Source organism: Nocardia sp. NPDC050799 (assembly GCF_040654015.1).
Lineage (GTDB): Bacteria > Actinomycetota > Actinomycetes > Mycobacteriales > Mycobacteriaceae > Nocardia.
Genome location: NZ_JBFAHF010000002.1, coordinates 103,411 through 128,069 on the forward strand (window position 1 = coordinate 103,411; position 24,659 = coordinate 128,069).

The 24,659-nt window shown below is 68.3% G+C and carries 30 protein-coding genes; 13 read left to right on the forward strand and 17 right to left on the reverse strand.

All coding sequences use genetic code 11. The annotated features are described in order from the left end of the window. Positions 1 to 255 precede the first annotated feature (255 nt). Positions 256 to 903 carry a DUF4272 domain-containing protein gene (locus AB0H42_RS03100; RefSeq protein ID WP_357048986.1) on the reverse strand — a complete coding sequence of 216 codons (648 nt, stop codon included), beginning with the start codon at positions 901 to 903 and terminating at the stop codon, positions 256 to 258. A gap of 375 nt (positions 904 to 1,278) precedes the next feature. Between AB0H42_RS03100 and AB0H42_RS03105 the strand changes: the two genes are divergently transcribed. After that, positions 1,279 to 1,743, forward strand: a complete 465-nt coding sequence (locus AB0H42_RS03105) for an NUDIX domain-containing protein (protein WP_357048989.1) — start codon at positions 1,279 to 1,281, stop codon at positions 1,741 to 1,743. Positions 1,744 to 1,917: 174 nt separating this feature from the next. Then, positions 1,918 to 2,874, forward strand: coding sequence for a class A beta-lactamase (gene bla, locus AB0H42_RS03110; protein ID WP_357048991.1), 957 nt, complete (start codon positions 1,918 to 1,920; stop codon positions 2,872 to 2,874). A gap of 149 nt (positions 2,875 to 3,023) precedes the next feature. Here the strand turns inward: bla and AB0H42_RS03115 are convergent, their stop codons facing one another. Beyond that, positions 3,024 to 3,590, reverse strand: coding sequence for a flavoprotein (locus tag AB0H42_RS03115; protein WP_357048994.1), 567 nt, complete (start codon positions 3,588 to 3,590; stop codon positions 3,024 to 3,026). 56 nt (positions 3,591 to 3,646) lie between these two features. Between AB0H42_RS03115 and AB0H42_RS03120 the strand changes: the two genes are divergently transcribed. Both AB0H42_RS03120 and AB0H42_RS03125 read left to right on the forward strand, forming a co-directional pair. Beyond that, positions 3,647 to 3,886 carry a hypothetical protein gene (locus AB0H42_RS03120; RefSeq protein ID WP_357048997.1) on the forward strand — a complete coding sequence of 80 codons (240 nt, stop codon included), beginning with the start codon at positions 3,647 to 3,649 and terminating at the stop codon, positions 3,884 to 3,886. Positions 3,887 to 4,084: 198 nt separating this feature from the next. Beyond that, a complete protein-coding gene (locus AB0H42_RS03125; protein ID WP_357049000.1) occupies positions 4,085 to 4,468 on the forward strand; it encodes a VOC family protein in 384 nt (127 codons plus the stop codon). Between the two features lie 46 nt (positions 4,469 to 4,514). On the opposite strand, the gene AB0H42_RS03130 is transcribed toward AB0H42_RS03125, so the two are convergent. Further along, positions 4,515 to 5,480: a hypothetical protein gene (locus AB0H42_RS03130; RefSeq protein WP_357049003.1), complete on the reverse strand. Its 966-nt coding sequence runs from the start codon at positions 5,478 to 5,480 to the stop codon at positions 4,515 to 4,517. Positions 5,481 to 5,504: 24 nt separating this feature from the next. Continuing rightward, positions 5,505 to 6,197 carry an NAD(P)H oxidoreductase gene (locus AB0H42_RS03135; protein WP_357049006.1) on the reverse strand — a complete coding sequence of 231 codons (693 nt, stop codon included), beginning with the start codon at positions 6,195 to 6,197 and terminating at the stop codon, positions 5,505 to 5,507. A 130-nt stretch (positions 6,198 to 6,327) separates the two neighbouring features. Here AB0H42_RS03135 and AB0H42_RS03140 point away from each other — a divergent pair, with 130 nt between their 5' ends. Together AB0H42_RS03140 and AB0H42_RS03145 are read left to right on the forward strand one after the other, a co-directional pair. Then, complete coding sequence (locus AB0H42_RS03140) at positions 6,328 to 7,263, forward strand: AraC family transcriptional regulator (RefSeq protein WP_357049009.1); 936 nt, start codon at positions 6,328 to 6,330, stop codon at positions 7,261 to 7,263. Positions 7,264 to 7,347: 84 nt separating this feature from the next. Further along, positions 7,348 to 7,779 (forward strand): hypothetical protein, encoded by a 432-nt coding sequence (locus AB0H42_RS03145; protein ID WP_357049012.1) that lies wholly within the window; start codon positions 7,348 to 7,350, stop codon positions 7,777 to 7,779. A 340-nt stretch (positions 7,780 to 8,119) separates the two neighbouring features. Here AB0H42_RS03145 and AB0H42_RS03150 read toward each other — a convergent pair whose 3' ends face one another. Together AB0H42_RS03150 and AB0H42_RS03155 are read right to left on the reverse strand one after the other, a co-directional pair. Next, positions 8,120 to 8,659: a carboxymuconolactone decarboxylase family protein gene (locus AB0H42_RS03150; protein WP_357049015.1), complete on the reverse strand. Its 540-nt coding sequence runs from the start codon at positions 8,657 to 8,659 to the stop codon at positions 8,120 to 8,122. Positions 8,660 to 8,676: 17 nt separating this feature from the next. Then, a complete protein-coding gene (locus AB0H42_RS03155; RefSeq protein WP_357049018.1) occupies positions 8,677 to 9,264 on the reverse strand; it encodes a peroxiredoxin in 588 nt (195 codons plus the stop codon). 131 nt (positions 9,265 to 9,395) lie between these two features. On the opposite strand from AB0H42_RS03155, the gene AB0H42_RS03160 reads away from it, so the two are divergent. Continuing rightward, complete coding sequence (locus AB0H42_RS03160; RefSeq protein WP_357049021.1) at positions 9,396 to 10,304, forward strand: hydrogen peroxide-inducible genes activator; 909 nt, start codon at positions 9,396 to 9,398, stop codon at positions 10,302 to 10,304. 159 nt (positions 10,305 to 10,463) lie between these two features. On the opposite strand, the gene AB0H42_RS03165 is transcribed toward AB0H42_RS03160, so the two are convergent. Further along, positions 10,464 to 11,906, reverse strand: a complete 1,443-nt coding sequence (locus AB0H42_RS03165) for an MFS transporter (protein ID WP_357049024.1) — start codon at positions 11,904 to 11,906, stop codon at positions 10,464 to 10,466. Between the two features lie 85 nt (positions 11,907 to 11,991). On the opposite strand from AB0H42_RS03165, the gene AB0H42_RS03170 reads away from it, so the two are divergent. After that, the gene (locus AB0H42_RS03170; RefSeq protein WP_357049027.1) at positions 11,992 to 12,381 is read left to right on the forward strand and encodes a MarR family transcriptional regulator; all 390 of its coding nucleotides are present in this window, start codon (positions 11,992 to 11,994) and stop codon (positions 12,379 to 12,381) included. A gap of 3 nt (positions 12,382 to 12,384) precedes the next feature. On the opposite strand, the gene AB0H42_RS03175 is transcribed toward AB0H42_RS03170, so the two are convergent. Next, entirely contained in the window at positions 12,385 to 12,768 is a 384-nt protein-coding gene (locus AB0H42_RS03175; RefSeq protein ID WP_357049030.1) for a LysR substrate-binding domain-containing protein, read from the reverse strand. A gap of 71 nt (positions 12,769 to 12,839) precedes the next feature. Between AB0H42_RS03175 and AB0H42_RS03180 the strand changes: the two genes are divergently transcribed. Genes AB0H42_RS03180 through AB0H42_RS03190 form a run of 3 tightly spaced genes read left to right on the forward strand, consistent with a single transcriptional unit; the run spans position 12,840 to position 14,681 of the window. Then, on the forward strand, positions 12,840 to 13,235 hold the full coding sequence (locus AB0H42_RS03180) for an NAD(P)H-binding protein (RefSeq protein WP_357049033.1): 396 nt from the start codon (positions 12,840 to 12,842) through the stop codon (positions 13,233 to 13,235). A 34-nt stretch (positions 13,236 to 13,269) separates the two neighbouring features. After that, complete coding sequence (locus tag AB0H42_RS03185; protein ID WP_357049036.1) at positions 13,270 to 14,166, forward strand: superoxide dismutase; 897 nt, start codon at positions 13,270 to 13,272, stop codon at positions 14,164 to 14,166. A 50-nt stretch (positions 14,167 to 14,216) separates the two neighbouring features. Then, on the forward strand, positions 14,217 to 14,681 hold the full coding sequence (locus tag AB0H42_RS03190) for a hypothetical protein (protein ID WP_357049039.1): 465 nt from the start codon (positions 14,217 to 14,219) through the stop codon (positions 14,679 to 14,681). A gap of 198 nt (positions 14,682 to 14,879) precedes the next feature. On the opposite strand, the gene AB0H42_RS03195 is transcribed toward AB0H42_RS03190, so the two are convergent. Then, entirely contained in the window at positions 14,880 to 15,497 is a 618-nt protein-coding gene (locus AB0H42_RS03195) for a TetR/AcrR family transcriptional regulator (RefSeq protein WP_357049042.1), read from the reverse strand. A gap of 121 nt (positions 15,498 to 15,618) precedes the next feature. On the opposite strand from AB0H42_RS03195, the gene AB0H42_RS03200 reads away from it, so the two are divergent. Continuing rightward, positions 15,619 to 16,347 carry a nuclear transport factor 2 family protein gene (locus AB0H42_RS03200; protein WP_357049046.1) on the forward strand — a complete coding sequence of 243 codons (729 nt, stop codon included), beginning with the start codon at positions 15,619 to 15,621 and terminating at the stop codon, positions 16,345 to 16,347. Positions 16,348 to 16,355: 8 nt separating this feature from the next. Here AB0H42_RS03200 and AB0H42_RS03205 read toward each other — a convergent pair whose 3' ends face one another. The 7 genes from AB0H42_RS03205 to sucB all read right to left on the reverse strand — a co-directional run bounded on the left by AB0H42_RS03205 (position 16,356) and on the right by sucB (position 22,229). Then, the gene (locus AB0H42_RS03205) at positions 16,356 to 16,643 is read right to left on the reverse strand and encodes an antibiotic biosynthesis monooxygenase (protein ID WP_357049049.1); all 288 of its coding nucleotides are present in this window, start codon (positions 16,641 to 16,643) and stop codon (positions 16,356 to 16,358) included. 160 nt (positions 16,644 to 16,803) lie between these two features. Further along, entirely contained in the window at positions 16,804 to 17,022 is a 219-nt protein-coding gene (locus AB0H42_RS03210; RefSeq protein ID WP_357049052.1) for a PIN domain-containing protein, read from the reverse strand. Positions 17,023 to 17,228: 206 nt separating this feature from the next. After that, positions 17,229 to 18,251, reverse strand: coding sequence for a lipoyl synthase (gene lipA / locus AB0H42_RS03215; protein ID WP_030523915.1), 1,023 nt, complete (start codon positions 18,249 to 18,251; stop codon positions 17,229 to 17,231). Next, the gene (lipB, locus tag AB0H42_RS03220; RefSeq protein ID WP_357049055.1) at positions 18,248 to 19,027 is read right to left on the reverse strand and encodes a lipoyl(octanoyl) transferase LipB; all 780 of its coding nucleotides are present in this window, start codon (positions 19,025 to 19,027) and stop codon (positions 18,248 to 18,250) included. The genes lipA and lipB overlap by 4 nt, the downstream gene beginning before the upstream one ends. Further along, entirely contained in the window at positions 19,024 to 19,548 is a 525-nt protein-coding gene (locus tag AB0H42_RS03225; protein WP_030523913.1) for a GNAT family N-acetyltransferase, read from the reverse strand. Before AB0H42_RS03225 ends, lipB begins: the two co-directional genes overlap by 4 nt. Continuing rightward, on the reverse strand, positions 19,545 to 20,435 hold the full coding sequence (locus tag AB0H42_RS03230) for a TIGR01777 family oxidoreductase (protein ID WP_357049058.1): 891 nt from the start codon (positions 20,433 to 20,435) through the stop codon (positions 19,545 to 19,547). Before AB0H42_RS03230 ends, AB0H42_RS03225 begins: the two co-directional genes overlap by 4 nt. 12 nt (positions 20,436 to 20,447) lie before the next feature. Continuing rightward, entirely contained in the window at positions 20,448 to 22,229 is a 1,782-nt protein-coding gene (sucB, locus tag AB0H42_RS03235) for a 2-oxoglutarate dehydrogenase, E2 component, dihydrolipoamide succinyltransferase (RefSeq protein ID WP_357049061.1), read from the reverse strand. A 255-nt stretch (positions 22,230 to 22,484) separates the two neighbouring features. On the opposite strand from sucB, the gene AB0H42_RS03240 reads away from it, so the two are divergent. Beyond that, positions 22,485 to 22,838 (forward strand): oxidoreductase, encoded by a 354-nt coding sequence (locus AB0H42_RS03240; RefSeq protein ID WP_357049064.1) that lies wholly within the window; start codon positions 22,485 to 22,487, stop codon positions 22,836 to 22,838. A 301-nt stretch (positions 22,839 to 23,139) separates the two neighbouring features. Here the strand turns inward: AB0H42_RS03240 and AB0H42_RS03245 are convergent, their stop codons facing one another. Beyond that, complete coding sequence (locus tag AB0H42_RS03245) at positions 23,140 to 24,651, reverse strand: leucyl aminopeptidase (protein ID WP_357049067.1); 1,512 nt, start codon at positions 24,649 to 24,651, stop codon at positions 23,140 to 23,142. Between the last annotated feature and the right edge of the window lie 8 nt (positions 24,652 to 24,659).

Below are 24,659 nucleotides of genomic sequence, written 5' to 3' on the forward strand. Positions count from 1 at the left end.
CATGAGATAGGGGCCCATTTGGATTGGCATCGTGTTCGAGCGGGATCGGCAGGCCGAGGCGGTCGGTGCGTCTTCGCCGGGCGGCTGCTCTCGGCACCTACACGCTGCCGTTTCGTCTCGGCGCCGGGCACGGTGACGCGCCGGTGCAGATCGTGATCACCGTGGATCTGCCGCACCACGGGTGTATCGACATCACCATCGACAATGTGCCCCGGGAAGCAACAGGCCCGCCGTCGATCGGGCCACGGTGCGGGACTACTCTTCGTCCGCATCCCATTCCGACTGGCCGGCGCAGGTGATCCAATGCAACGCATGAAATCGTTCCGCCGTCAGCATGGGATCCAGATCGCCGATTATTTCTCCGGTTTGCTCGTATACATCCTCCATGAAGTGATTCAGGAAGAAGTAGTAGTGCAGTTCCGTGAGTATTTCCTGGCTGGGGCGCAGGCCGGCTTCCCGGATGAACGGTTGCAAGGGTTGGCCCAGCGCCGGTAGCTGGTCGGCGACCAGCGAACCGTCCATTCTTTCGCCGGGATCCACCAGCCTCGGGATCCTGCCCGAGGCCCAGAGCAGGACATACAGGGACTCGGCTCGCCAGGTCAGGGAGTTCGACTGCATAGCCGACTGCTGCCACGACATCTCTTCTTCGGGCAGGTCGGTCAGCGCGAAAGCCCATTTCTCTCGCTCGGTCAATTCCTGCAGGAAATCTTCCGCTCTCATCCATTCCGAGATTTCCCTCGGATCCGGATGGAAGATGATGCCGAGCAGTGCGTGGAGGGCGAGTGTACGCCTGGCCAACTCGCTGGGATCGCGAAATCGGATGGGGAAGATCTCCGCTATCTCGGGGAGGGAGTCCACTTCCAGACCGTGCTGCTTCAATCGGTCCTGCGTCGATAGGGTCATCGAATTCCTCTCTGTCGCAGAATGTGTCACCGCGCCCGCGGTGGAATCGTACGTGCGGAGGGGCGGATGACATGGTCTTCGAAGGGCACGGCACGCCCGCCCAGGGGGGCGGCGCCGTGCTCGTGCGGATCGCGGAAAGTACTGTCGGTCAGCGATTTTCCTCTATATCTCTTCGCCTACGATCGAGCTGTCAGTTTTTCGCGCGTCGCTTCCGGATGCAAATGACAGGGGTCGCGAGGATCGGTCCATGGTCGATGGCCGGTCGAAACACCTTCATCACCGCATACGAACCGGGTCGCGGGGGCGTTACCGTGTACGCCGACCTGTCACGCGATCCCAGCCGCCCGCTGCGGAAACTTCGGAACGAGGAAGCCCATGTCGGGATATGTGTTCGATACCAGGCACGACCGCTACCCGGTGGCGGCCCACGTCTTTCTCGTCGAGCGCGGCCGAATCCTGTTGTTACGACGCGCCGGTCGCGGTTACGCCGACGGGCAGCTCGGGTTGCCGGCCGCCCACGTCGACCGCGGGCAGGCTCTTACCGTGTCGGTGGTTCGTGAGGTTGCCGAGGAACTCGGAATCGCGGTTGCTCCCGCCGATCTACGCCCGAGCGGCACCATGTTCCGCTGGGCCGGAGAACCTCGGGTCGATATCTTCTTCGCCGCGGAGTCGTGGCAGGGCACGCCGGAGATCCGCGAACCATACAAGTGCAGCGAACTCGTCTGGGCCGACCCCGACGACCTGCCCGGGGACACCCTCGATTTCGTGGCCACCGCGTGGGCGGATGCGAGAGAAGGGCGAATGCTGCGGGAATTCGGTTTTGCGTCGGTCCCGATGTGAACGTAGCCGGCCCGCTGCGGCGCTCCGCTACCGCACGGCTGACAGGCGAGCGTGGTCGGCAGTGCCTGTCACGACCCGTTCGGCTCGGGTGAACTGCGGCGATATCGAGTCCGACCCGTCGGCGGGGCAGTTGCGTATTGGTCTCGCTCCGGGGTGTGGTGGTGTGCTGCGGGGGTGAAACTCTCCGCACTCGTTCAGCTCGTCAGGTTCGATCGCCGCCGACTCGCCGCCGCCGCACTGGCGGTATCCGCGCTCTCGGCGGTTACCGGATGCGATGCAGGCCCCGGCGCCACGGTCGCGACCGCGCCGGTGAGCACTACCAGCCAGGTCGCGACGACACAGCAGTTCGCCGACCTGGAAGCGGCACACGGCGCGCGGCTGGGGGTGTTCGCGCTCGACACCGCCGACGGCCGCAGCGTTGCCTACCGCGACGGTGAGCGGTTCCCGATGGCGTCCACGTTCAAAGGGCTCGCCTGCGGTGCCCTACTGCACAAGCACCCGCTGTCCTCGGGCTTCTTCGACCAAGTGATCCGGTATCCGCACGCCGATCTCGTCGAGTACTCGCCGGTCACCGAGCAGCATGTCGATACCGGCATGACGGTGGCCGCCCTGTGCGAGGCGGCCATCACGGTGTCCGACAACACGGCCGGCAATCAGCTCCTGAAACTGCTCGGCGGACCCGCGGGCTTCACCGCGTTCCTCCGCACCCTCGGTGACAACACCTCACGACTGGACCGCTGGGAAACCGAGCTGAATACCGCGATCCCCGGCGACGAACGCGACACCACCACTCCCGCCGCGCTGGCCGCCGACTATCGCGCACTGGTCGTCGGCGACAGCCTCGCCGAACCCGAACGCGCGCAACTGTCCGCGTGGCTCGTCGCCAGCGCGACCGGCGGTAACCGCATCCGAGCGGGGCTGCCCGCCGACTGGAAAGCCGGCAACAAGACCGGGTCCCCGGCCTACGGTTCAGCCCTCGACGTCGCCGTGGCCTGGCCGCCGGGACGGGCCCCGCTGGTCATCGCGGTGCTCACCACCAAATCCGAGCAGGATGCCGAACCGGACAATGCTCTGGTAGCCGCCGCCGCCCGGGCCGCTGTGGAAGCACTCGGGACACAACCCGTCGGCTGACGCGGTCGCGGCGTAGCCGGCTGCCACCCTGGTGCCCCGCTGCCGAAGCATTCCACCTTCCGACGGTGGCCGAATGGGTGCGGAGTTCGCTGCCTGCCCCGGTTCCGACTCCCGGGGCGAGCAGCGGCGAACGAATCCGACTTCGGTGTTCAGCCGCGGCCGGCCCTGCGACGTGGATGGTCGAGAACTGCACGCCAGGCGGCTTCCCAGGGAAACAGATCCCGGTAGTTCTCGCCCGTCCTCGGTTCGTGCTGCTCGTCGCCGGCCAGCACCGTAACCCCCCAATCGGACAGGCTTCTTCTCGCCGCCTGCACTGCCGGAAAGCTCATCTGCGCTCGGTTGGAGAACGGTACCGCCACCACCGGCAACCCCTTGCCCACCGCTTCGACCAGCAACCCGAGCGGCAGCGTATCCGAGATCCCGGCAGCCCATTTCGCCATGGAATTACAGGTGAGGGGTGCGGCGATCATGGCGTCGGCCGGTGGTAGGACATCGGGTGTGCCGGGCTTCTTGTAGTGACTGCGGATCGGGTGTCCGGTCCGCTCTTCTAGCATGTCGATATCGATGAAACCTCGGCCGGCCGGTGAGGCGATGACGCATACGTCCCAACCGCCGGCCTGCGCCAGATCGACGACCCGGGTGACGTCGCGGGCGGGCGGCGAGCCGGTGACAATGGCGTACAGGACCGGTTCTTTCCGCTCGTTCACAACACCCATGATGTCAGTCCAGAGCATGGGAGGTCGCACGCCGTGATGCCCGCGACAACGTCGCGATGAAGACGGTTCGAGATGCGGTCGCTGGTGGTAAGGGCGGTCTGGGGTGTGTCGGTACTGTCGGCTGTGTCGAGCACGACACAGCGAAAGGGTCAGTTGATATGAATTCGGGTTCCGCAGCGGCTATGGAAAATATTCGTCAGGGCTACCTCAATGGCGACCCTGTCGCCACCGCCCTCTTCATTCCCCTGTTCTTCATCGCGGGCGCGTTCGCGCTACTGCAGGGCCAGCCGTTCTGAGCGCACTTCTCCAGAAGTAGCCGAGAACACCAGAGGTGGGCACGGGAGCTGCGCCTCGCGCGATGTCACGTGAGGCGCCGTTCACCGCCGAAACCCCGGCGCTCACCAGGGAAGGGGTTCTACTGTCTCGCCGACGCCCGCGCCGGTAGGAGACAAATCTCCAAGTCGGTGAGTGGCGGCTCCGCACATACTCCATTCATGAGCATCGAGCAGATCACCCCGAAACTGATCGTCGAGGGCGCCGACACGGCGATTCGCTACTACAGCGACGTATTCGGCGCTGACCTCCGGCAGCGGCACGAGGCGGACGGCCGGGTGGTCTTCGCCGCGCTCGGACTTCCGTGCGGAGCCGTATTCGAGGTGAAGGACGCCGACGAGTTCGATCACGACCCGCTGCGGCTCGGCGGGCGCGGGCTACTTCTCTCTGTGGTGTCGGCCGATCCGGACCGCCTCGCCCAGCGGATGGCGGAGGCGGGCGGCGAGATCGTGTTCGAGGTGGCGGATCAGCCGTACGGCGCGCGTCAAGGGCGGGTGCGGGATCCGTTCGGTCACGAGTGGATCGTCGGGACGCCGATCCCGTAGGGCCGGGGGTGTGCGCAGGGCTATGAAATCAGGGAAGTAGCAAGCCTCAGTAGATCGCCCAGCACACGAACCCTGCCCCGCCGATAACCGATACCGCCCATCGGGTCCACGCACCTTTCGACATTCCGGCCGGTGAGCGGGGCGTGCGCATAACGAGGTAGCCCAGCGCGACCACCGCGCACACGGCAACGATCTGCAGTGCCAGCCACGGCAGGGTACGTCCGAACAACAGCGGGCCGAAGGTAGTCGCCCGGCTGGTGAGGATATAGCCGAGCTGGATGACCGCGCCGACGATACCGATCACGGCCGTCGATATGAGTATTCGCGCGGGTCGCCGGTCCGGTAGCTGCCAGGCCCGGACCGTGCCGGTCAGCGCGTAGCCGCCGAACGCGAGCGCGATTACGGCCAGCAGCAGTAGGTTTGCGGGAGCGGATTCCCACCAGGCCACCGCTTCGAGGGCGCGTACCGGATGTCCCTGCACCGCGGGTTGATCCACTCGCGGGACGGAAGCCGAGCGGGGCAGCTCGTTGACCCACTCACCCAAGAGTTCGCCGTATCCCGGCGCCAGCCCGGGCAGCTTGTCGAACCCGTCGGTGGTCGGTTGCCCACCGTGCTGGGCGGCCGGCGGGCCCGAATTCGCGCCGATCGTGATCAGGCATGCCGCGTCGGCCGACCGCGAAGCGGCGAGCGGCGCGACCCAGCCGCCCTCGGATAATCCCCACAGACCCACCCGGGCGGGGTCGACTTCGGGCCGGCTCCGCAATGCGGCAAGACCTGCCAACGCGTCGTCGGCCAGTAGCGAATAGTCGCGGTGCGCCGGCGTGTATCCCTCGGTGCGCTTGCCGTAGCTGAGCGCCACGATGCCCGCGCGGGCGAAGGCGTCGGCGGTGAGGTCGTAGTGGGCACTGCGGCCGTCGCCCGACCCGTGGACGAGGACGACGCCCGGCCGTCCGGTGGCGCCGGCCGGTGCGTGGACGGTGCCGGTCGTCGTGGTGCCGTCGTTCGGGCGCACCCCGGGCGGCCGGCTCCGGACCGGTCAGGCCGGTACTCGGTCCCTGGTGAGGAAATCGTCGACGAAGCGCCACGCCCGGTCTTCCAAAGCCGCGTAGTGGGCGTCGCGAATCGGGCCGGTGAGCGCCTCGTCGAGCAGCAGATTGCCGTCTGCGTCCACCCGCTGTCGTTTCTCCTCCGCGCCGGGCAGTAGTCCCACCGACGACTCGGCCAGGCCGCAGTAGTACGCGATACCGTCGTTGAGTTGCATGCCGAGGGACTGCTGCATGATGTCGACGACGCCGTCGTCGTCCGCCGCGCCGGCCAGGCCGAGCCACAGCATCCGTTTGCCCGCGAGCCGGGGTTTGCTGCGGCCGTAGGCGAATCCGTAGTTCCACACGCGGTCGATCCAGCCTTTCAGGATCGCCGGGACCTGTACCCAGTACACCGGGAACACCGCGACGATGACGTCGGCGGCGAGGACGCGCCGCATATGGTTCTCGACCTCCGGTGAGTAGGTCTTCTCCCGGTTTCCCCATTCCGGAAGGTCCGCGGCGTTCATCCGGGGATCGAAGTTCTCGGCGTGCAGGTCGAGCAGGTCGATGCGGTAGCCCGCCGCGGTGAGCCGCTGGGCGGCGAGGTCGGCGATATGGGCGGTGAGCGAGTCGCGGCGCGGGTGGGCGACGACGACGAGGGCGGTGCGGGTGGTCGTGACGTCGTCGTTCGTGGTGTGCGGCACGGGATCCTCCATCTCGATCCGGCTCTCCGGATGCTCGGTTGTGCGGTCGGATCTCATTCCACACGGCATCTGGTGGACGATCTATGGGTGAAGGTCTACATCTGATAGGAGTTCGTCTACCCTTGCTGGGGTGGATCCATTGAGCACGCTGCTGAGCGGTATCCGTGCCGAAGGTGCCGTACTCACCAACGCGGTGCTGGAAGCCCCATGGAGTATCCGGTTCGCCGATCGCGCGCCGCTCACCATGATCACCGTGCTGCGCGGCGGGGGCACCCTGCTGCTGCCCGGTGGGATCGAGCGCCGGATCGTGGCCGGGGACACGGCGGTCGTGCGCGGCCCGGAACCGTTTCTCTTCGCCGACCACGCGGGCACGGTCGGCCTGCCCCATGAGCAATACGAGATCGCCTGTTTCGCGCCGGACGTGAAATGCGATGCCGCGTTGGACGACGGCCGGTGGGGCGACGACCCGGCCGGTGAGACCGCGCTGATCGTCGGCGCCTACCGGGCCTCGGGCCGGCGCCACGAACGCCTGCTGCGCGCGGTGCCGCCGGTTCTGGTGGTGTCCGACGATGTGGAGGTGTGCGCGTGGATGGAGTCGGTGGCCACGGACGCGGTCCGCCGGCCGGCCGGTGCGCAGGCGTTGATGGACCGGCTGCTCGACTGGAGTCTGGTGTGCACGCTGCGTGATTGGTTCGACGGGCAGGACGCGGGCGCGCCGGGCTGGTATCGCGGGCCGGCCGATCCGGTGGTGGGGCCGGCGTTGGAGGCCATGCACGGAAAGCCCGCCGCCGGGTGGACGGTCGCGTCGCTGGCCTCGGAAGCGGGTGTTTCGCGGGCACTGTTCGCACGGCGGTTCGCCGAGGTCATGGGGCAGTCGCCGCTGGCGTATCTCACCGAGTGCCGGATGGACGAGGCGGAGGAACTGCTCGCCGATCGCAGTCTGACGGTGGCGCAGGTGGCGAAGGCCGTGGGCTATGCGGACGCGTTCGGTTTCAGCGCCGCGTTCAAACGGCATCGGGGTATCCGGCCGAGTGATTTTCGGGCCACCTCCGATCTCGGAGCGTGAGCCGCGCGTCCAGCGCCCGATCGCGCGCGCCGGCCGGGTGTGGGAGGGTCGGAGGGTCCGATCGAATATCGCGAAAGGTTCGATATGCACAGCAATATCCGACATTTCGGCTTCGCCGCCATGCTGGGCGCTCTGGGCGTTGCGGCGGCATACGCGGCACCGGGTGCGGGAGCGGCCGTGACGGGAGTGGATGTCGCCGCCGGGCCGGAGGGGCTGCGGATCGGTTGCGCCTATACGGTCACGGCGACAGTCGACGCGCCGCCGTCCGAGGCCGGTGAGGTCACCATCATCAACAGCGGTGGCTCGGTTCCGGGTAACGGAGAGCGGCTGGGCCAGGCCGTCTATCACCCGGAGAACGGGACGGCGACCTTCCAATGGACGCCGAAATACACCGGGCGGCAGCACATCACCGCCCAGCAGTTCACCCCGGGGCAGTACACATCGTCGAAGTACATCGAAGTCGACGTGCGAGGGCAGGGGCTGAACACCGGCAGTTCGTGTGTGCCGCTGCCGTAAGCCGGCCTGCGCTCCGTCGCCGGTAGGTACGCCTCGGATCGAGTACGCCGATATGCGGTCGATTCGACCGGCCTGCCGCGGGTGCGATCATCTACTCGTCGTCGGCCGAGGGCTGAGACCTCGGCAGCTGGAACGGCATCGAGCGAAGGTTCGGTGTGGGTCGTGCGTGCGGTGTGGTCCACGTCCGGACTTTCTCCGGGTACGAGCGCGATCACGGTCGAAAGCCCCGCGTGGCCTGTGTGGTCCGGCGGCACCTACGGCACCGGGGCGGCGCGGAGAATGCCGCGCCGCCCCGGTATCGGGTCGATCGGTGCGCCCTGCCGAAGGCGAACCGGTGCATTCAGACCGAAGCGGTCGCCAGTGCCTCGGTGGCCTGCACGGCCTGCCCGACCCCGGCCACGATCGCCGCGGCGCGTAGCGCCTCGAAGATCACCTCGCGCGAGACACCCGCCTCACGCAGCGTGTGCTCGTGGGCTTCGAGGCAGTGCTGGCAGCCGTTGATCGAGGACACCGCGAACGACCAGAGTTCGAAATCGGCCTTGTCGACACCGGGGGCGCCGATGATCTGCATGCGCAGACCGGCGCGCAGATCGTCGTACTTACCGTCCAGGAACGCCTTGCCCCGGTAGAACACATTGTTCATACCCATGATCGAGGCGGCGCCCAGCGCGGCGTTGTAGGCCTCGGCGGACAGCACGTCGGCCGCCTCCTCGGCGATCTCCCGCAGGGTCGCCGTGGAACGGGTCGCGGCCGCCGCGGCCAGCAGAGTGCCCCACAGCTGCTGCTCGTTGAGCACCGTCGTCCGCGAAATGGACGAGAGGTTGAGCTTGAGGTCCTTGGCGTACTCGGGGAGCGAGCTCTTCAGATTGTCGATACTCACCGGTTCTCCTTCCGCTCTCAGACGCTCGCGACCAGCAGTTCGCGCGCGTCGATGGTCGGGTCGCCCTTCTTCCAGTTGCAGGCGCACAGTTCGTCGGACTGCAGCGCGTCCAGCACACGCAGTACCTCGTCGACATTGCGGCCGACCGAACCGGCGGTCACCGATACGAACTGGATCTCGTTGTTCGGGTCGACGATGAAGGTGGCGCGGTCGGCGACGCCGTCGGCATTGAGAACGCCGGTGGCGGTAGCCAGTTCACGCTTGAGGTCCGACAGGATGGGGAAGGGCAGCGTCTTCAGGTCCTCATGCTGGGCCCGCCACTGGAAGTGCACGAACTCGTTGTCCACGGACGCGCCGAGGACCTGGGCGTCACGGTCGGCGAACTCCTCGTTCAGCTTGCCGAACGCGGCGATCTCGGTCGGGCACACGAAGGTGAAGTCCTTCGGCCAGAAGAACACGATCCGCCACTTGCCCGCGTGATCGGCGCTGGTGACCCGGGTGAAATAGTCGTCCGGCTGCTGAGCGTCGACCTTGGACAAGTCACCACCGATCACCGCGGTGAGGTCGTAGGCGGGGAACTGGTCGCCGATGGTCAGCAGGGGCATGCCCGAAACTCCTTCTCGTAACAGTGGTACCGGCGTGGTCGATTTCCAGCCGGTAAGGCGAAAGCTCGTAACTAATCTTGCCGAAAGACCGGCAAAAGGCAAAAGTGATGAGTGGCACTAGACTGATAGGTATGCCCGATCAGTCTTATCAGCCCACCCTGTCGCAGCTGCGTGCGTTCGTCGCGGTCGCCGAATACCGGCACTTCGGCACCGCCGCGGCGCGACTCGAGGTGAGCCAGCCCACGTTGTCGCAGGCATTGGCCGCGCTGGAAAGCGGGCTCGGACTGCAGCTCATCGAGCGCAGCACCAGGCGCGTCCTGGTGACCGCGGCCGGCGATCGGCTGCTCCCCGCCGCCACGGCCACGCTGGAAGCCGCGGACCGTTTTCTGGCTTCGGCCACCGGGGACATCCTCGCCGGTGTACTCCGCATCGGGATCATCCCCACCGCGGCCCCCTACATCCTCCCGGCCCTGCTGCCCACCCTGCATCGCAAACTCCCCGCGTTGACCCCGCAGGTGATCGAGGACAAAACCGCCCGCCTGATCGACGAGCTGCGCGCCGGAGTGCTCGACGTCGCGGTGCTCGCCCTGCCCGCCGAAGCCGCGGGACTGGTCGAAATACCGCTCTATACCGAGGAATTCGTCCTGGTGGTCCCCGCCGGCCACGCGCTGGCCGGCCGAACCGATATCGCACCCACGGCGCTGGGCACGCTACCGATGCTGCTCCTCGACGAGGGGCACTGCCTGCGTGACCAAACCCTCGAACTGTGCCGTTCCACGGACGTCCACCCGGGTGGGGCCGGGGACACCCGTGCGGCTTCGCTGTCCACGGTGGTCCAGTGCGTGGCCGGCGGACTCGGGATCACCCTCATCCCGGAAATGGCGGTCGCCGCCGAGACCGGCCGCGGCGCACTCGATACCGCACGTTTCGCGAATCCGGCGCCGGGGCGCACCCTCGGCCTGGTTTTCCGGGCGTCCAGCGGCCGGGCCGATGATTACGCCTACCTGGCCGAGATCATCCGCACTCAGCGGCCCTTCTGATCGGATTCGGCAGGCGGGGCCGGATTTCGGGACCGCACGGTCGCGCCGACTCGACGGGCCGGATGGTCAACCGTCGTAGTGCAGCCGACGAGACCACTATTTCCCGGTGCCGAGAAGGGGGCCGCCGAACCGGCGACCCCCTTCTCGATCCGGAAATCGCTATGCCAGTTCGGCGACCGGCTGTTTGCGGGCCAGCAGCGCCGTGGCCGAGGCCAGCAGGCCGACCACCGCGACCGCGGTGACCAGGTAGAGCCCCGGCCGGTAACCGTCGATGCCGCCCGTGGCCGCACCGCTGATCAGACCTGTGGCGATGGCCAGGACCACCGCGCCGCCGATCTGGAACGAGGTCTGCACCAGGCCGGAGGCCAGGCCCTGCTCGTGGTCGGCGATACCTTCGGTGGCCTGCGACATGACCGCGGAGAAGCCGAGCGCGAAACCGAGGCCGAGCAGCAGGAACGCGGGCAGGTAGTCGACCGCGTAGGCGGGGTCGGGGCTGCCGCCGCGGGCAAGGAACCAGAGGTAGCCGCCGACGAACGAGGTGAGCGCGGCCAGGATCATCGGGCCGGTGCCGAAGCGGTCGATGAGCTTACCGGCCATCGGGGACAGGATGGCGACGATGATGCCGGTGGGCGCCATCGCGACTGCCATCTGCAACGGCTCCCACTGCAGGGTGTTCTGCAGGTACAGCGAGACGATGGTCTGGAAGCTGAGGTAGGAGCCGAAGATGGCCAGCGCCGCGAGGTTGGCTCGCACGATCGACTTCACCCGGAAGATGCTCAGTCGGACCAGCGGGTGGCTCACCCGCTTCTCCGTCACGAAGAACGCGCTGAGCAGTCCGACCGCCAGGACGGTGGTTGCGACCACGGTCGCGGTGAATCCGGTCTCCGGGGCGGTGACGATGGTGTAGACCGCGGCGAGCATTCCGCCGGTCAGCAGGGCGGCGCCGGTGAAATCGATTCGGCCCTCCTCTTTTTCGATGGTGCGCGGCACCACGATGTAGGCGGCCACGATGACCGCGGCGACGACCACCACGGGCATGTAGAAGGTGAGCCGCCAGTCGATACCGGTGAGCAGGCCCGAGACGATCAGGCCGGAGGCGTATCCGGTGGCGCCGAAGATGGTGAAGATCGACAGTGCCCGGTTGCGGTCCGGACCCTCTTTGAATGTCGTGGTGATGATCGAGAGGGCGGCCGGGGCGGTGAAGGCGGCGGCTACACCTTTGACGATCCGGGTGGCGATCAGCAGCCAGCCCTCGTCGACGAGTCCACCGACGAGCGAGGCGATACCGAAGATCACCAGGGCGGCCAGGAAGACCTGGCGGCGGCCGAGCAGGTCGGCGGCGCGTCCGCCGAGGAGTAGCAGGCCACCGTACCCGAGGATGTAGCCGTTGACGATCCACTGCAGGGCGGAGGTGTCGAGGCCCAGGTCGTGGCCGATGGAGGGGAGTGCCACGCCGACCATGGAGACGTCGAGCGCGTCGAGGAACATCGCCAGTCCGGCGACGAACAGGATCGCCCACAGCTTCGGTCCCCAGCGGCCGGCGGCCGGTGCGGTAGCCGTTGCGGCGGCGAGGTTCTGCGAGGTTGGTGCGGTGAGGGTCACCCGAGAGAACTTAAATGCACGAGCATTGAATGTCAACGCATGTAATGCGTGGGCATAAAATGACTTGACATGCTAATCTCGGGTCATGTACCACGACTCCGACAACGATGTCTGCGCGAAGTGGTCCGAAACGCTGCGTCGCTACCACGTCACCTCGTGCGAACTCGAGAACGCGCTGCAGGCGCGGCATCGGCTCGGGCTCAGCGAATTCGAATTGCTGCAGGTCCTGGGCGGGCGCTGCGGTGTGGAGCAGGCGGACAAGGTCAAGATGAAGGATATCGAGGCCGAGATGTACCTCAGTCAGAGCGCGCTCTCGCGAACGGTGACCCGGCTGGAGAAGGCCGGCCTGGTGGAGCGGGCGGCCTGTGATTTCGATCGCCGCGCCAACTTCCTGGCACTCACCGCGGAGGGGCGCACACGGCTGGAAGACGCCCGCCCGACCCATCAGGAAGTGCTGCGCAAGCACCTGGTCTGACGGTCATGCCCCGGCGTCCGACGGGACGGGAATGTCGAGAACGGCCAGAAAAGCCGCAGCTGCGGGGGTCCGGGAGAAGCTGTTCCAGACGATGTACTCCACCCGGGCGGGGGCGTCGGAGACCGCGACGGTGACCACGCCGGTGAGCTGCGGTACGTAGGCGGAAGGCAGCATGGCCACGCCCAAATCCTGTTCGACCAGGCGGGCGATGTATTCGGCGGAGGACACCTCGAAGGCGACCTCACGGTCGATTCCCGCGGCGGCGAAGGCCTGATCGGATTGCGCGCGCCCGGCGGTCCCGGCCGGGAGATCGACGAAAGTTTCGGCGGACAGGCGCAGCAGATCGACCGAGGCTTCGCGGGCGAGCGGATGCTCGGGAGCGACCACGGCGACGAGGCGATCCCGGGCGAGTTCCCGTCGTGGTCGCTACCCGGCCGGGTCCCGGGCAGGAGCATACGGTGGCCGCGAGCACCGACGCGCTGCTCGACGCGGCGGCCGCGCACGGAGTTCGCATCCTCGTCGTGGGCGGTGCCGCGCCCCTGCGGAACCCGGCGCATCCCGAGCGGCTTGTCATCGACAGCCCCGAATACGTGCCCGAGCCGATCCGGACGATCGCGGGCGCCAGCGTCGCTCAACTGGATGCCTGCCGCGCCCATCCGGCCGATTGGGTCTATCTGAGTCCGCCCGCCGTCCTCGAACCGGCGTCGCGCACGGGAAAATACCGGCGCGGGACCACCACGCTCCTGGTCGACGCTGCCGGAAACTCCCGGATCTCGGCCGAGGATCTCGCCGTTGCGATCGTCGACGAGCTCGAGAACTCCGGTGGGGTGCGACATTTCACGGTCGGCTACTGAACCGGACATCGGGCTGCGGCGTGTTCTCGATCGGGTGATCGCCCTTGTGGTGTTCGGCACGGCGCTCCTCGTGCCCGGCTGCGCGGAGCCGCAGCACTTTCCGGCCACGATAGAACTACCCGCGGGGTTCGCGCCGGAAGGTATCGCGATCGGGTCGGCGCCGGTCGCCTACCTCGGATCACGGGTGGACGGCACCATCTACCGGGTCGATCTCCGGACCGGTCGTGGCGCGGTACTGAGCCCGGGACCGGGTACCCCGGCGCTCGGGCTCGCGCTCGACCCGCACGGCCGGCTGTTCGTCGCCGGTGGCACCGGGGGAGACGCTCGGGTGATCGATACCGGGACGGGTGAAGTACTGGCGCGTTACCGGTTCGGATCGGCGGATCCGTTCGTCAACGACGTGGCGCTCACCTCTTCAGGTGCGTGGTTCACCGATTCGCATACGCCCGTGCTGTACCACCTACCCCTCGGTCCTTCGGGTGCGCTGCCCGGGAAGGCGGAAACGCTACGGCTGACCGGTGATATCGAGTTCTCGCCGGACGCGATCAACGCCAACGGAATCGTCGGTACACCGGGCGGCGCCGGGTTGATCGTGGTGCAGTCGGCGACCGGGCGGCTCTACCGCGTCGACCCGGCGACGGGTGCGGCGGAGACGGTCGACCTCGGTGCCGAGTCGGTGCCCTACGGTGATGGACTGCTGTGGTGCGACGGCAGGTTACTCGTGGTGCAGAACCGGATCGGCTCGATCGCCGAGGTGAAGTTCGACCATACGGGCGCCCGTGGCACGATCGAGCGCCGCCTGCGCGACCCGCGTTTCGATATCCCGACGACGGTGGCGGCTTTCGGGGAGCGCCTCTACCTGCCCAATGCCCGGTTCACCACGCCGCCGACCCCGGGCACCGCCTACGAGGTCGTCGCGGTCGTCCGGTGAGCGGTATCGGGCCGGCGGCGGTAGGGCTGCCGATGGTGAAGGATGAAGCCATGTCGCCGGGTGTGGTTTCGACGTTGCTGACGAGTCTGATGCCGCTACTGGGTGCCGCGCTCGGTGCCTCGGCAACGCTACTGGTGCAACGGAGTTCGGCACGGCAGTCGAGGCTCGAATTACTGGCCGAGAGCCGCCTCGCTCACCGGGAAGAACTGAAGTCCGCGATTCTCGGCTATCTGGAGACGGCGCAGCGGCTGCAATCGGAGCTCGATGTGCGCGAGCGGGGTGGTGTGCCGGAGGATCCGAAGCGGCTGATCGAAAGCGTCTGGCTGGCCGAGAAGCGGGTCGAGATCATCTGCTCGGACGCGTTGCGGGCCAGGATCGTCGCCCATGCCGAGGGTCTGCACGCCACCGTCCGTGACCCCGCGGCCCACCCGGACTGGTGGGCGCATTGCGAATCACTGCAGGCGGGGCTGCTCGCACAGGCGAAAGTGGAGCTCGCGCGCGAACACGACTGGTGATCGAGCGCGTCGGCGGCGTCCGGCCTGCCGGGGAGCAGGTGGTTCCCGCTGCCGGCTGATGCCGGCGAGGGCGAGCACGACAGCCGTGGCGTTGTCGACCAGGCGATCGCGTTCCACCGGAGACGTCCGTCGATCCAGGCGAGGTAGAGAGCCACCAGCGCGCCGGCGGGGCCGGGGTGTCCGTGCGTTGTCCGTGGGTCAGGTGGAGGTCCGGGCCAGTGACAGCACGAGGGTGGTCGCGGTGTCGACGAGGCGGTCCCGCGGTACCGGAAGCCGTCCGTCGATCCAGTCCACGTAGAGGGCGACGAGGGCCCCGCCCAGCGCGGTACCGATGATTGCGAGCGTCTCCTCGCTGTCGGGTATCAGCGCCCCGACCTCCTCGCCCAGCGCCGGCACCATGGTGCGCAGGAAGGCGGGGAGCCGGTCGGTGCTGTGGGCGCGCAGGGCGTCGTCGGTGAGTGGTTCGCGTAGCAGGACCCGGGCACGGCGCGGGTCCTCCTCGAAGTAGGCGGCGCAGATCTGTAGTGCCGCACGGACCGTGGTCTGCAGGTCTCCGCCGGGATCGACCGTGCTCAACCGGGCGAGCAGCTCGGTTTCCAGGCGGTCGTAGACGGCGACGATCAGGGCCCGGCGGTCGGCGAAACTCTCGTAGAAATAGCGGGGGCTCAGATTGGCCAGGCGGGTCACCGCCCGCATGGTGACCGCGGCCGAGCCGTCGGTACCGAGCAATTCGAAACCGACGTCCACGAGTTGCTCGCGACGTTCCGCGGATCTGGCGTCCAGCGTCCGGCCGCGCCACAGCTTGGGTGCGTTCACCGACTCATCCTCGCATCGGTCTCCCGGGATTGATTGACATCACCTGCTTCAACATGAATCATACGATTCAAGTTGAAGCTCGACCGCCACCCCGGGTCGCATTCGTCGAAAGGCTCGTGCCGTGTTCAGTGACGAACAGTTCCAGCAAGCCCTGCGCCGCCCCCGCCTCGCCCGGCCGGCCCCCGAATACCTCGACGCCAACCGCGCGGTGCCCATCCGGGTGATCCCGGAACCGGAACTACAGGCCACCACCCAGGAGTGGTTCGTCGAATTCGACCGGAAACTGCAGCTCTACAGCACACTCGGCCAGGACCTGTCCTGGCTCATGGAGTGGGCGAAGAAGTACTGGTGGAGTTTCCTGGTGCGGGATATGAGCGTCAACCACGAGCTCTACGCGCCCGACGTCCGCTACACCGACGTCACCACCTTCGGCCGCACCATCGTCGGGATCGACGAATTCGTGAAATACAATTTCGCCTTCTTCGACGCCATCCCGGATTGGCGTTACGACCCGCTGCCCGGTCAGGTCTACCTCGACGTGACCCCCGAGGGGCGGGTGCGGGTGGTCATCCGCTATATAGGCAGCGGTCACTGGGACGGGCCCCTGCGCCTCTACCCCTACGACAGCAGCGCCCCCGTGCTCTACGGCAACGGCCGCTTCATCCAATGTCCCGCGGTCGACCGCTACCACTTCAACGCCGAAGGACTGATGGAGGAGGGCGAAACCCTCTACGACGCCTTCGACGTCACCCAGCGCGGGGGGATTCTGCCGCGCGACGACAGCTGGCAGTTCAAGGCGCTCATGTCGGCGTCGAAGATCCCGGCGCTGCTGCAGCGCCTGAAGTTCTAGCCAGGCGGTCAGGTCAGCGAACGGATCTCGGCGATCTCGTATTCGGCCACCGAAGCCTCGCGAATCGCCGCATTCTGCTCGTCGCCGGTCCCCGAGTCGCGGAACGCCTCCACCGATTCCCGGTCCGCCCAGCGCTCGAAGATATTGATGCGGGCGGGATCGGTGAGATCGGGGCTCAGCGCGAAATCCAGGCAGCCGGGCGCCGACCGGGCCTGCTCGACCACTCCGATACACCCGTCGAGGTAGGCGGCGCGGGCCGGTGGAGCGACGATGAGATGTCCGGCGACGATGAGCATGCGGGGTCTCCCTGGGTATCCGGTGGTGTCACCGTTCAGGACGGGTCGGCACGGCCGGACTCATCGCTCGTCCGCCATCGAATGACGCGGCGCGAGTGAAGCGTCCGGTGCTGGTCCTCGGAGAAGGCCGCTGGTGCGCTGCGGACCGAAGGCCCGCGACCTACCCCCACGGGTCGATCGCGCGCACTCCCGCGGCCCGGAAGGGAGCGGTATCCCGGGTGGCTACGGACATATTCGCGGCCTCGGCCGTAGCCGCGATCAAGCCATCGGCTGTGGCAATCTCCCTTCCGGCTGTGCGGGCCGCGGCCATGACCTCGGCATAAGCGGCTGAGGCAGTGAGATCGAAGGCGAGTACTCGGCCCGTGAACAACGGCAACACACGAGCCTCGACAACTCCAGCGGATCGGCCGGTCGGCGGTCTCGGACGGCGAGTGCGTCGACCTCGTCGTCGGTGAGCTCGATTTCCCTGCCGATATCGCTCAGCAGAGTGCCGAGGCCGACCTCCGGGGCGGGTGAGACGGTTTCGATGAGGATCGCCCGGACCTCGGCTTCGGTGCTGCGCCCGTGCTGAGCTGCTCGGACACCTCAGACCCGGGACCCGAACCGTTCCAGGACGGCACTGGCCTCCTGGGTGGCGGTGCCCTCGGCGGCGAGATGCGCCATGGCTTCCGGGATGGGGCGGCCGTGGTGGGCCATGGCCTGGGCGTACAACCGGCCCGCGCGGTAGGAGGAGCGGACCAGTGGGCCGGCCATCACTCCGGCGAAACCGATCTCCTCGGCGACCTTCGAATGTTCCACGAACTCTTCGGGTTTCACCCAGCGGTCCACCGGGTGGTGGCGCGGCGAGGGGCGCAGGTACTGGGTGATGGTGAGGATGTCGCAGCCCGCCTCGTGCAGGTCGCGCATGGCCTGGGTGACCTCGTCGGGGGTTTCGCCCATACCGAGGATCAGATTGGACTTGGTGACCAGGCCGTCGGCGCGGGCCGCGGTGAGTACCTCGAGGGACCGTTCGTAGCGGAAGGCGGGGCGGATCCGCTTGAACACCCGGGGCACGGTCTCCAGGTTGTGCGCCAGCACCTCGGGGCGGGAGGAGAAGACCTCGGCGAGCTGATCCGGTTTGGCGTTGAAATCGGGGATGAGCAGTTCGACGCCGGTGGCCGGGTTGAGTTTCTTGATGGCCCGCACGGTTTCGGCGTAGAGCCAGGCGCCGCCGTCCTCGAGGTCGTCGCGGGCGACGCCGGTGATGGTGGAGTAGCGCAGGCCCATGGCCTGGACGCTCTCGGCGACGCGGCGGGGTTCGTCACGGTCCAGCGGCGAAGGCTTGCCGGTGTCGATCTGGCAGAAGTCGCAACGCCGCGTGCACTGTTCGCCGCCGATGAGGAAGGTGGCCTCGCGGTCCTCCCAGCATTCGAAGATATTGGGGCAGCCCGCTTCCTCGCAGACCGTATGCAGGCCCTCGCGTTTCACCAGGCCTTTGAGCTCGGTGTATTCCGGGCCCATGGTGGCGCGGGTGCGGATCCAGCCGGGTTTGCGCTCGATCGGGGTCTCGGCGTTGCGGGCCTCGATGCGCAGCAGTTTGCGGCCGGCGGGGGCTTGGGCGGAGGTCATGCGGTGGCACCTTTCGGATCGCGTGCCGCGGTGGCGGCGGCGTGGTCCGCGACGGCCGGGGTGGCGGCCCGCGGGATATCGTGCTCGGTGACCGGGATCTCACCGTCGAGTGCGGCCGGCAGGATCTCGGCGATCCGCGGGGTGATCTCGGCGACGGTGACCTCGCGGTCGAGTTCCTGGCTCAGGCTGGTCGAACCGACGTCGCGGATCCCGCAGGCGATGATGGTGCCGAACGCGCCGAGATCGGCATTGCAGTTCAGCGAGATGCCGTGCAGGGTGACCCCGCGCTGCACCCGGATCCCGACCGAGGCGATCTTGCGCTCGGGCAGCAACCCGGACGCGGGCAGCCAGACACCGGAGCGGCCGGGGACCCGTCCGCATTCGACGCCGAGATCGGTGACGGTCCGGATGAGAGCCTGTTCGAGGCGCCGGACGTAGTCGACCACATCGATCGGTTCGGCGAGCCGGATGATGGGGTAACCGACCAGTTGCCCCGGACCGTGCCAGGTGATCTTGCCGCCCCGGTCCACATCGATCACGGGACTGCCGTCGGTGGGCCGATCGGCCTCTTCGGTACGGCGGCCCGCGGTGTAGACGGAGGGATGTTCGAGCAGGAGCAAGGTGTCGGTGCCGGCGCCGTCCGCCCGGAGGGCGGCGAGTTCACGCTGCAGATCCCACGCCTGCCGATAGTCGATGAGACCCAGTTCACGCACGTCGACGGGGGTGCTGTCGTAGCGCGCCGACCGGGTTGCGGTGCGGGTGTTGTTCACCTTCATGACGTTACGCTCATCTCCAGGGTGAGCTGCATCAGCGTCAGATCCATCCAGCGGCCGAACTTGCGGCCCACCTCCGGAAGTACGCCCACCGTACGGAAACCGAATCGTTCGTGCAGGGCGATCGAACCGGTATTGCTCGACTCGATGGCCGCGACCATGGCGTGGATATCACCGGCCTGCTCGGCGCGGGCGATCAGCTCGGCCAGCAGGGTGGCACCGATCCCACGTCGCTGGAACCGGTCGGCGATATAAACCGAATTCTCCACGGTGTGGCGATAGCCGGATTTGGGCCGCCACGGCCCGTAACTGGCGTATCCGGCGAGTTCGCCGCCGACCTCGGCGACCAGTACGGGACGGCCGTGCTCGGTGCGGTTGCGGAACCAGGCGATGCGCTCGTCGAGTGCCACGGGTTCGTCGTCCCAGATGGCCGTGGTCTCGGCGATGGCGCGGTTGTGGATCTCCAGGATCGCGGGAAGATCCTCGGTCCGTGCCTCCCGGACCGAGGTGACGCCGGCGGTCACCGGCCCACCGCGGCGGCCAGTGCCGCGCCGACGGTGGCGTGCCGGAACTCGTATCCGGTTTCCTCGAGCACCCGCGGCAGGGCCCGCGGACTGTGCAGGATCGCTTCCTCCGCGAACTCGCCGATCACCAGGCGCAACGCGATACCCGGGACGAACAGCGGTGTCGGCCGATTCAGGGCCTTACCGAGCGAGCGGGTGAAGGCGGCATTGGTCACCGGGGCGGGGCCCACGGCATTGAGCGGACCCCGTACCGATTCGTTGGTGAGCGCATGCCGGATCGCGCCGATCTCGTCGTCGAGCGAAATCCACGGTTGATACTGGCGTCCGCTGCCCAGCCGGCCGCCCAGACCCAGCAGGAACAGTGTGCGCAGTTGCGGCAGCATGCCACCGGCGCCGGTGAGTACAACCGCGCTGCGCAGCAACACCGTGCGGGTCCCGGCCTCGGTGGCGGCGTGGGTCGCGGCTTCCCAGTCGTGACACAGCGTGGGCAGGAAACCGGTTCCCGGGGGGCCGCTCTCGTCCACCGCGCGCACACCGGTGTCCCCGTAGTAGTGGACTCCACTGGCATTGACCAGCGTCGGGACGCCGGCCCGGGCCACCGCCGTCGCGAGGACATCGGTCGGGGTGATCCGGCTGTCGCGCAGCAACTGTTTGTACGCGCCGGTCCAGCGTTTGTCACCGATACCGGCTCCGCACAGGTTCACCACCGCGTCGACGCCGTCCAGGATCCGCGGATCCAGTTCGCCCTGGGCGGGATCCCAGCGACGCTCGTCGGGCGCGGCGGCCGGTCGCCGGACCAGCCGGATCACCTGCTCCCCGTCGCGGCGCAACGCCGCGACGAGCGCGGTTCCGATCAGTCCGGACGAACCGGCCACCACAACCGACATCGTCGTCGCCCCTTACAGGCCGAGATCGGCCTCGAACGCCGCCTCTTCCAGGCGGTGCCGGATGGTCGTGAGGAACCGGCCGGCATCCGCACCGTCGATGAGGCGGTGATCGTAGGTCAGCGGCAGGTAGCACATCGAGCGGACGCCGATGAACTCGCTACCGGACTCGTCGGTGACCACGGTCGGGCGCTTCACGATGGCACCCGTGCCCAGCATCGCCGCCTGCGGCGGGACCAGGATCGGGGTGTCGAACAGGGCGCCCTGGCTGCCGATATTGGTGATGGTGAAGGTGCCACCGGCCAGCTCGTCCGGCTTCAGGCCGCCGGTGCGGGCCCGGTTGGCGATATCGGCGATGGCACGGGCCAGGCCGGCCAGCGACAGGTCGCTGGCGTTGTGGATCACCGGGGAGAGCAGACCCTGTTCGGTGTCCACCGCGATGCCCAGGTGCACCGACGCGTGGTAGGTGATCTCCTTGCTGTTCGCGTCGTAGCTGGCATTGACGTTCGGGTGCACCCCGAGCGCTTCCACCACGGCCTTGGCGAAGAACGGCAGGAAGGTCAGGTTCACGCCCTCGCGCTTGGCGAAATCGGCCTTGGCCTGCTTGCGCAACGCGGCGATCTTGGTGACGTCGGCCTCGTGTACCTGGGTGAGCTGCGCGGTGGTCTGCAGCGACTCCAGGGTCTTGGTCGCGGTGATCTGCCGGATCCGGTTGGCCTTCTGGGTGGTTCCGCGCAGGGCCGCGAGCGCGGGGCTGGCGGCGGCGGCCGCCTTGGCCGGTGCCGCGGCGGCGGGAGCGGCGGCCGCCGGTGCCGCGGCGGCCGGAGCCTCCTTGGCCTCGGCCGCGGCGAGTACGTCCTGCTTGCGGATCCGGCCGCCGACACCCGAACCGGTGACCGACGCCAGGTCGACGCCGTTCTCCTCGGCCAGTTTGCGGACCAGCGGGGTGACGTACGGGGTGGCGCCGTTACCGGAGGCAGCCGGCGCGGGAGCCTGGGCGGCGGGGGCCGGAGCGGGAGCCTGGGCGGCGGGGGTTGGAGCGGCGGGGGCCGGAGCGGCGGCCGCGGGCGCGGGCGCCGGAGCGGGGGCAGGCGCCGGTGCCGGTTCAGGGGCCGGTGCGGGCGCTGGTTCGGGCTTGGGGGCCGGGGCAGGCGCGGGGGCCGAACCGCCCGCGGGAGCGCCGGAGCCGATCACACCGAGCTGACCGCCGACCTCGACCACGTCGTCTTCCTGCGCGGTGATCTCCAGCAGGGTGCCCGCGACGGGGGACGGGATCTCGGTGTCGACCTTGTCGGTGGAGACCTCGAGCAGCGGCTCGTCGACCGCGACCTCGTCGCCGATCGCCTTGAGCCATCGGGTCACGGTGCCCTCGGTGACCGATTCGCCGAGTTCCGGCATCTTCACCGAGGTGCCGGAGGCCGCGGAGTCGGCGGCGGGGGCCTGGGCCTGGGCGGGTGCCGGTTCCGGCTCCGCAGGGGCCTGCTGGGTCTGCTCGGCGGGGGCGGAGGCGGGTTCGGCGGCGGCCGGTTCGGGAGCCGGGGCGGATTCGGCGGCCTCGCCGGCGTCACCGATGACACCCAGTTCGCCACCCACCTCGACGACGTCGTCCTCATTGGCGACGATCTTCGTCAACACACCCGCCGCGGGGGACGGGATCTCGGTGTCGACCTTGTCGGTGGAGACCTCGAGCAGCGGCTCGTCGACCTCGACCGTGTCTCCTTCCTGCTTCAGCCACCGTGTCACCGTTCCCTCGGTGACGCTCTCACCAAGAGCGGGCATCTGGACGGAGAAGGCCATGTCCGTTGACTCCTCTAACTGCTCGACGGGTCTACAACAGTTCGTTCCGGTGGATCCTGCCGCGGGTCGCGGCGGTGTTCCAGCCGGCGTTCATTCTGCGCGGCGCCGGAGATCCGTGTGGTTGTTGTTCCGTCCACCATCCTTGCATTCGCCGCGCGACGCGTTTACCGGAGGGCATCCAATTTTGGTAGCTGGCACCATGGAATCACCGCCGGATGCGGCGGGATTCGGGTGGTCGATAGGAGGTCGGCGGCAATGGGTTTGCTGGACCGTTTCCGTCGTGTCACGGCCGGGCGCAGCGGAGTTTCCAGAGGTCGAGGCAGGGAGACCCGCTATCTGCGCGAGTGGGTGCGCACACACACCGGGGTCGAGGGTTTCGTCGAACCGAAGACCACTGTGACAGATGTCACGGTGGTGCTGGTTGCCGCAGATGGTGAATGGACCCGGCGGGTCGTCGGCGAAGGCGGCGCCCGCCGCCTCGCGCGGGATCTGTCGATCCCGGTGTACGACGTGGAGCGGATCGGATATCCGCAGCGTATGCGCGATTACGACGCGCGCGGGCGGATCGAGCGCAGGCGTGCCGCCGAGCGCGAACTCGGCGAGCCGTGAACGCCTGCCGGACAGGAGCCGGGTGGGCGTGCCACTGCACCGGCCCGCATGGCCGGGGCCGCCCGGGCCACGCGCGTCCTGCCGAAAATTCGCGGCCGGTTCGGCTGCCGGCGGGAACCGGCGCGGCCAGGCCGGTGAGCCCTGGCCCGGGCGCCGAGCGGGCAGACGGTCGCGTACGCCGACGCCGCCGACCCGCCGGCGGAAACTGCCGGGGCCGCGCCGCCGCGATTCGGCAGCACGACCCCCTGCCCCGCTCTGGTTGCTGGGGCGACCGGACCGCCGCCCGGCAAACCGCAGGCCGCTATTCGGCGGCGATGTCCTCCAGCACGGCGATGAGGGTGCGGACCGGGACGCCGGTGCCGCCCTTGCCGATGTAGCCGAAGGGCCCACCGGTGTTGTAGGCCGGGCCCGCGATATCGATATGGGCCCATTCCACGCCCGCGGGCACGAACTCCTTCAAATACGTGCCCGCGAGGAGCATGCCGCCCCACCGGTGCGACGTCGCGTTGACCATATCGGCGACCTTGGAGTCCAGATCGGCACGCAACTCCTCGGGCAGCGGCATCGGCCAGCCGTGTTCACCCACACCCTGCGAGATCCGGGCCACCCGGTCGCGGAATTCGTCGGTACCCATCACGCCCGGGGTGCGGGTGCCGAGCGCCACCATCTGGGCGCCGGTGAGAGTGGCGACATCGATGAGGTAGTCCGGGTCGTCCTCGCCGGCGCGGACCATGGCGTCGGCCAGGATGAGCCGGCCCTCGGCGTCGGTATTGGTGACCTCGATGGTGGTGCCGCCGTACTGGGTGAGCACATCGCCGGGCCGCTGGGCGGTACTCGACGGCATGTTCTCCGCCATCGGGACGGTCGCGATCACGGTGACCGGCAGGCTCAGCCGCGCGGCGAGCAGCGTGGTCGCCACGACCGCGGCCGCGCCGGCCATATCCGAAGTCATGTTCTCCATGTTCGCGGCCGGTTTGATGGAGATACCGCCGGTGTCGAAGGTGATGCCCTTACCGACCAGCGCGACCTTCTTGTCGCCGCCCCGATAGGTGAGCCGGACCAGGCGCGGCGGACGCGACGAACCCTTACCGACCCCCAGCACTCCGCCGAAACCGCCGTCTTCCAGGGCTTTCTCGTCGAGTACCTCGACCTCGAGGCCGGCGCCCTCGGCCAGCAAGGCGGTACGGCGGGCGAATTCGGCCGGGTACAGATGGCTCGGCGGGGTGTTGACGAAATCACGGGCAGTGGCCACGGCTTCGGCGGTGAGCTGGGCGCGCAGCAGCGCGTCGCCGCCGAATTCGGGTTCCGGGACGAGCAGTTCGACGCGGGCCGGCGGCGCGGCCTCCGGCTTCGGCGCGGACTTCGCGGAGCGGAACGGGGTGAACGAGTAGGCGCCGAGGTAGAAACCCTCCACGGCGGCGCCGATATCCAGGCCGGACAGGGTGGTGACCGCGCGCGCGACCCCGGTCAGGGAGCGGGCGGCCACTCCGGCGCTGCGGCGGATCTGCTCGGCGTCGATATCGGTGGCGCTGCCGAGCCCGACGGCCAGCACGCTGACGACGTCGTCCAGGCCGGCGGGGGCGGGAATCCGGACCAGCTGTTCGGCTTTGCCCGTGGCGCCGACCGCGGTCAGCTGGTCGAGCAGCCGGGCACGCACATCGGTGTCGAGCACATCGCCGAAGAGGTCCTCGGGGACGAGGACGGGACCGTCATCGGTGGTGGCCAGGCCGATGACGAGGACATCGGTGCCGGGTTCGATGGTCTGGGTACGTGCCAATTCCGGTCCGAGCGGACGATCTGCGACTGCGGTCATGGCCCCAG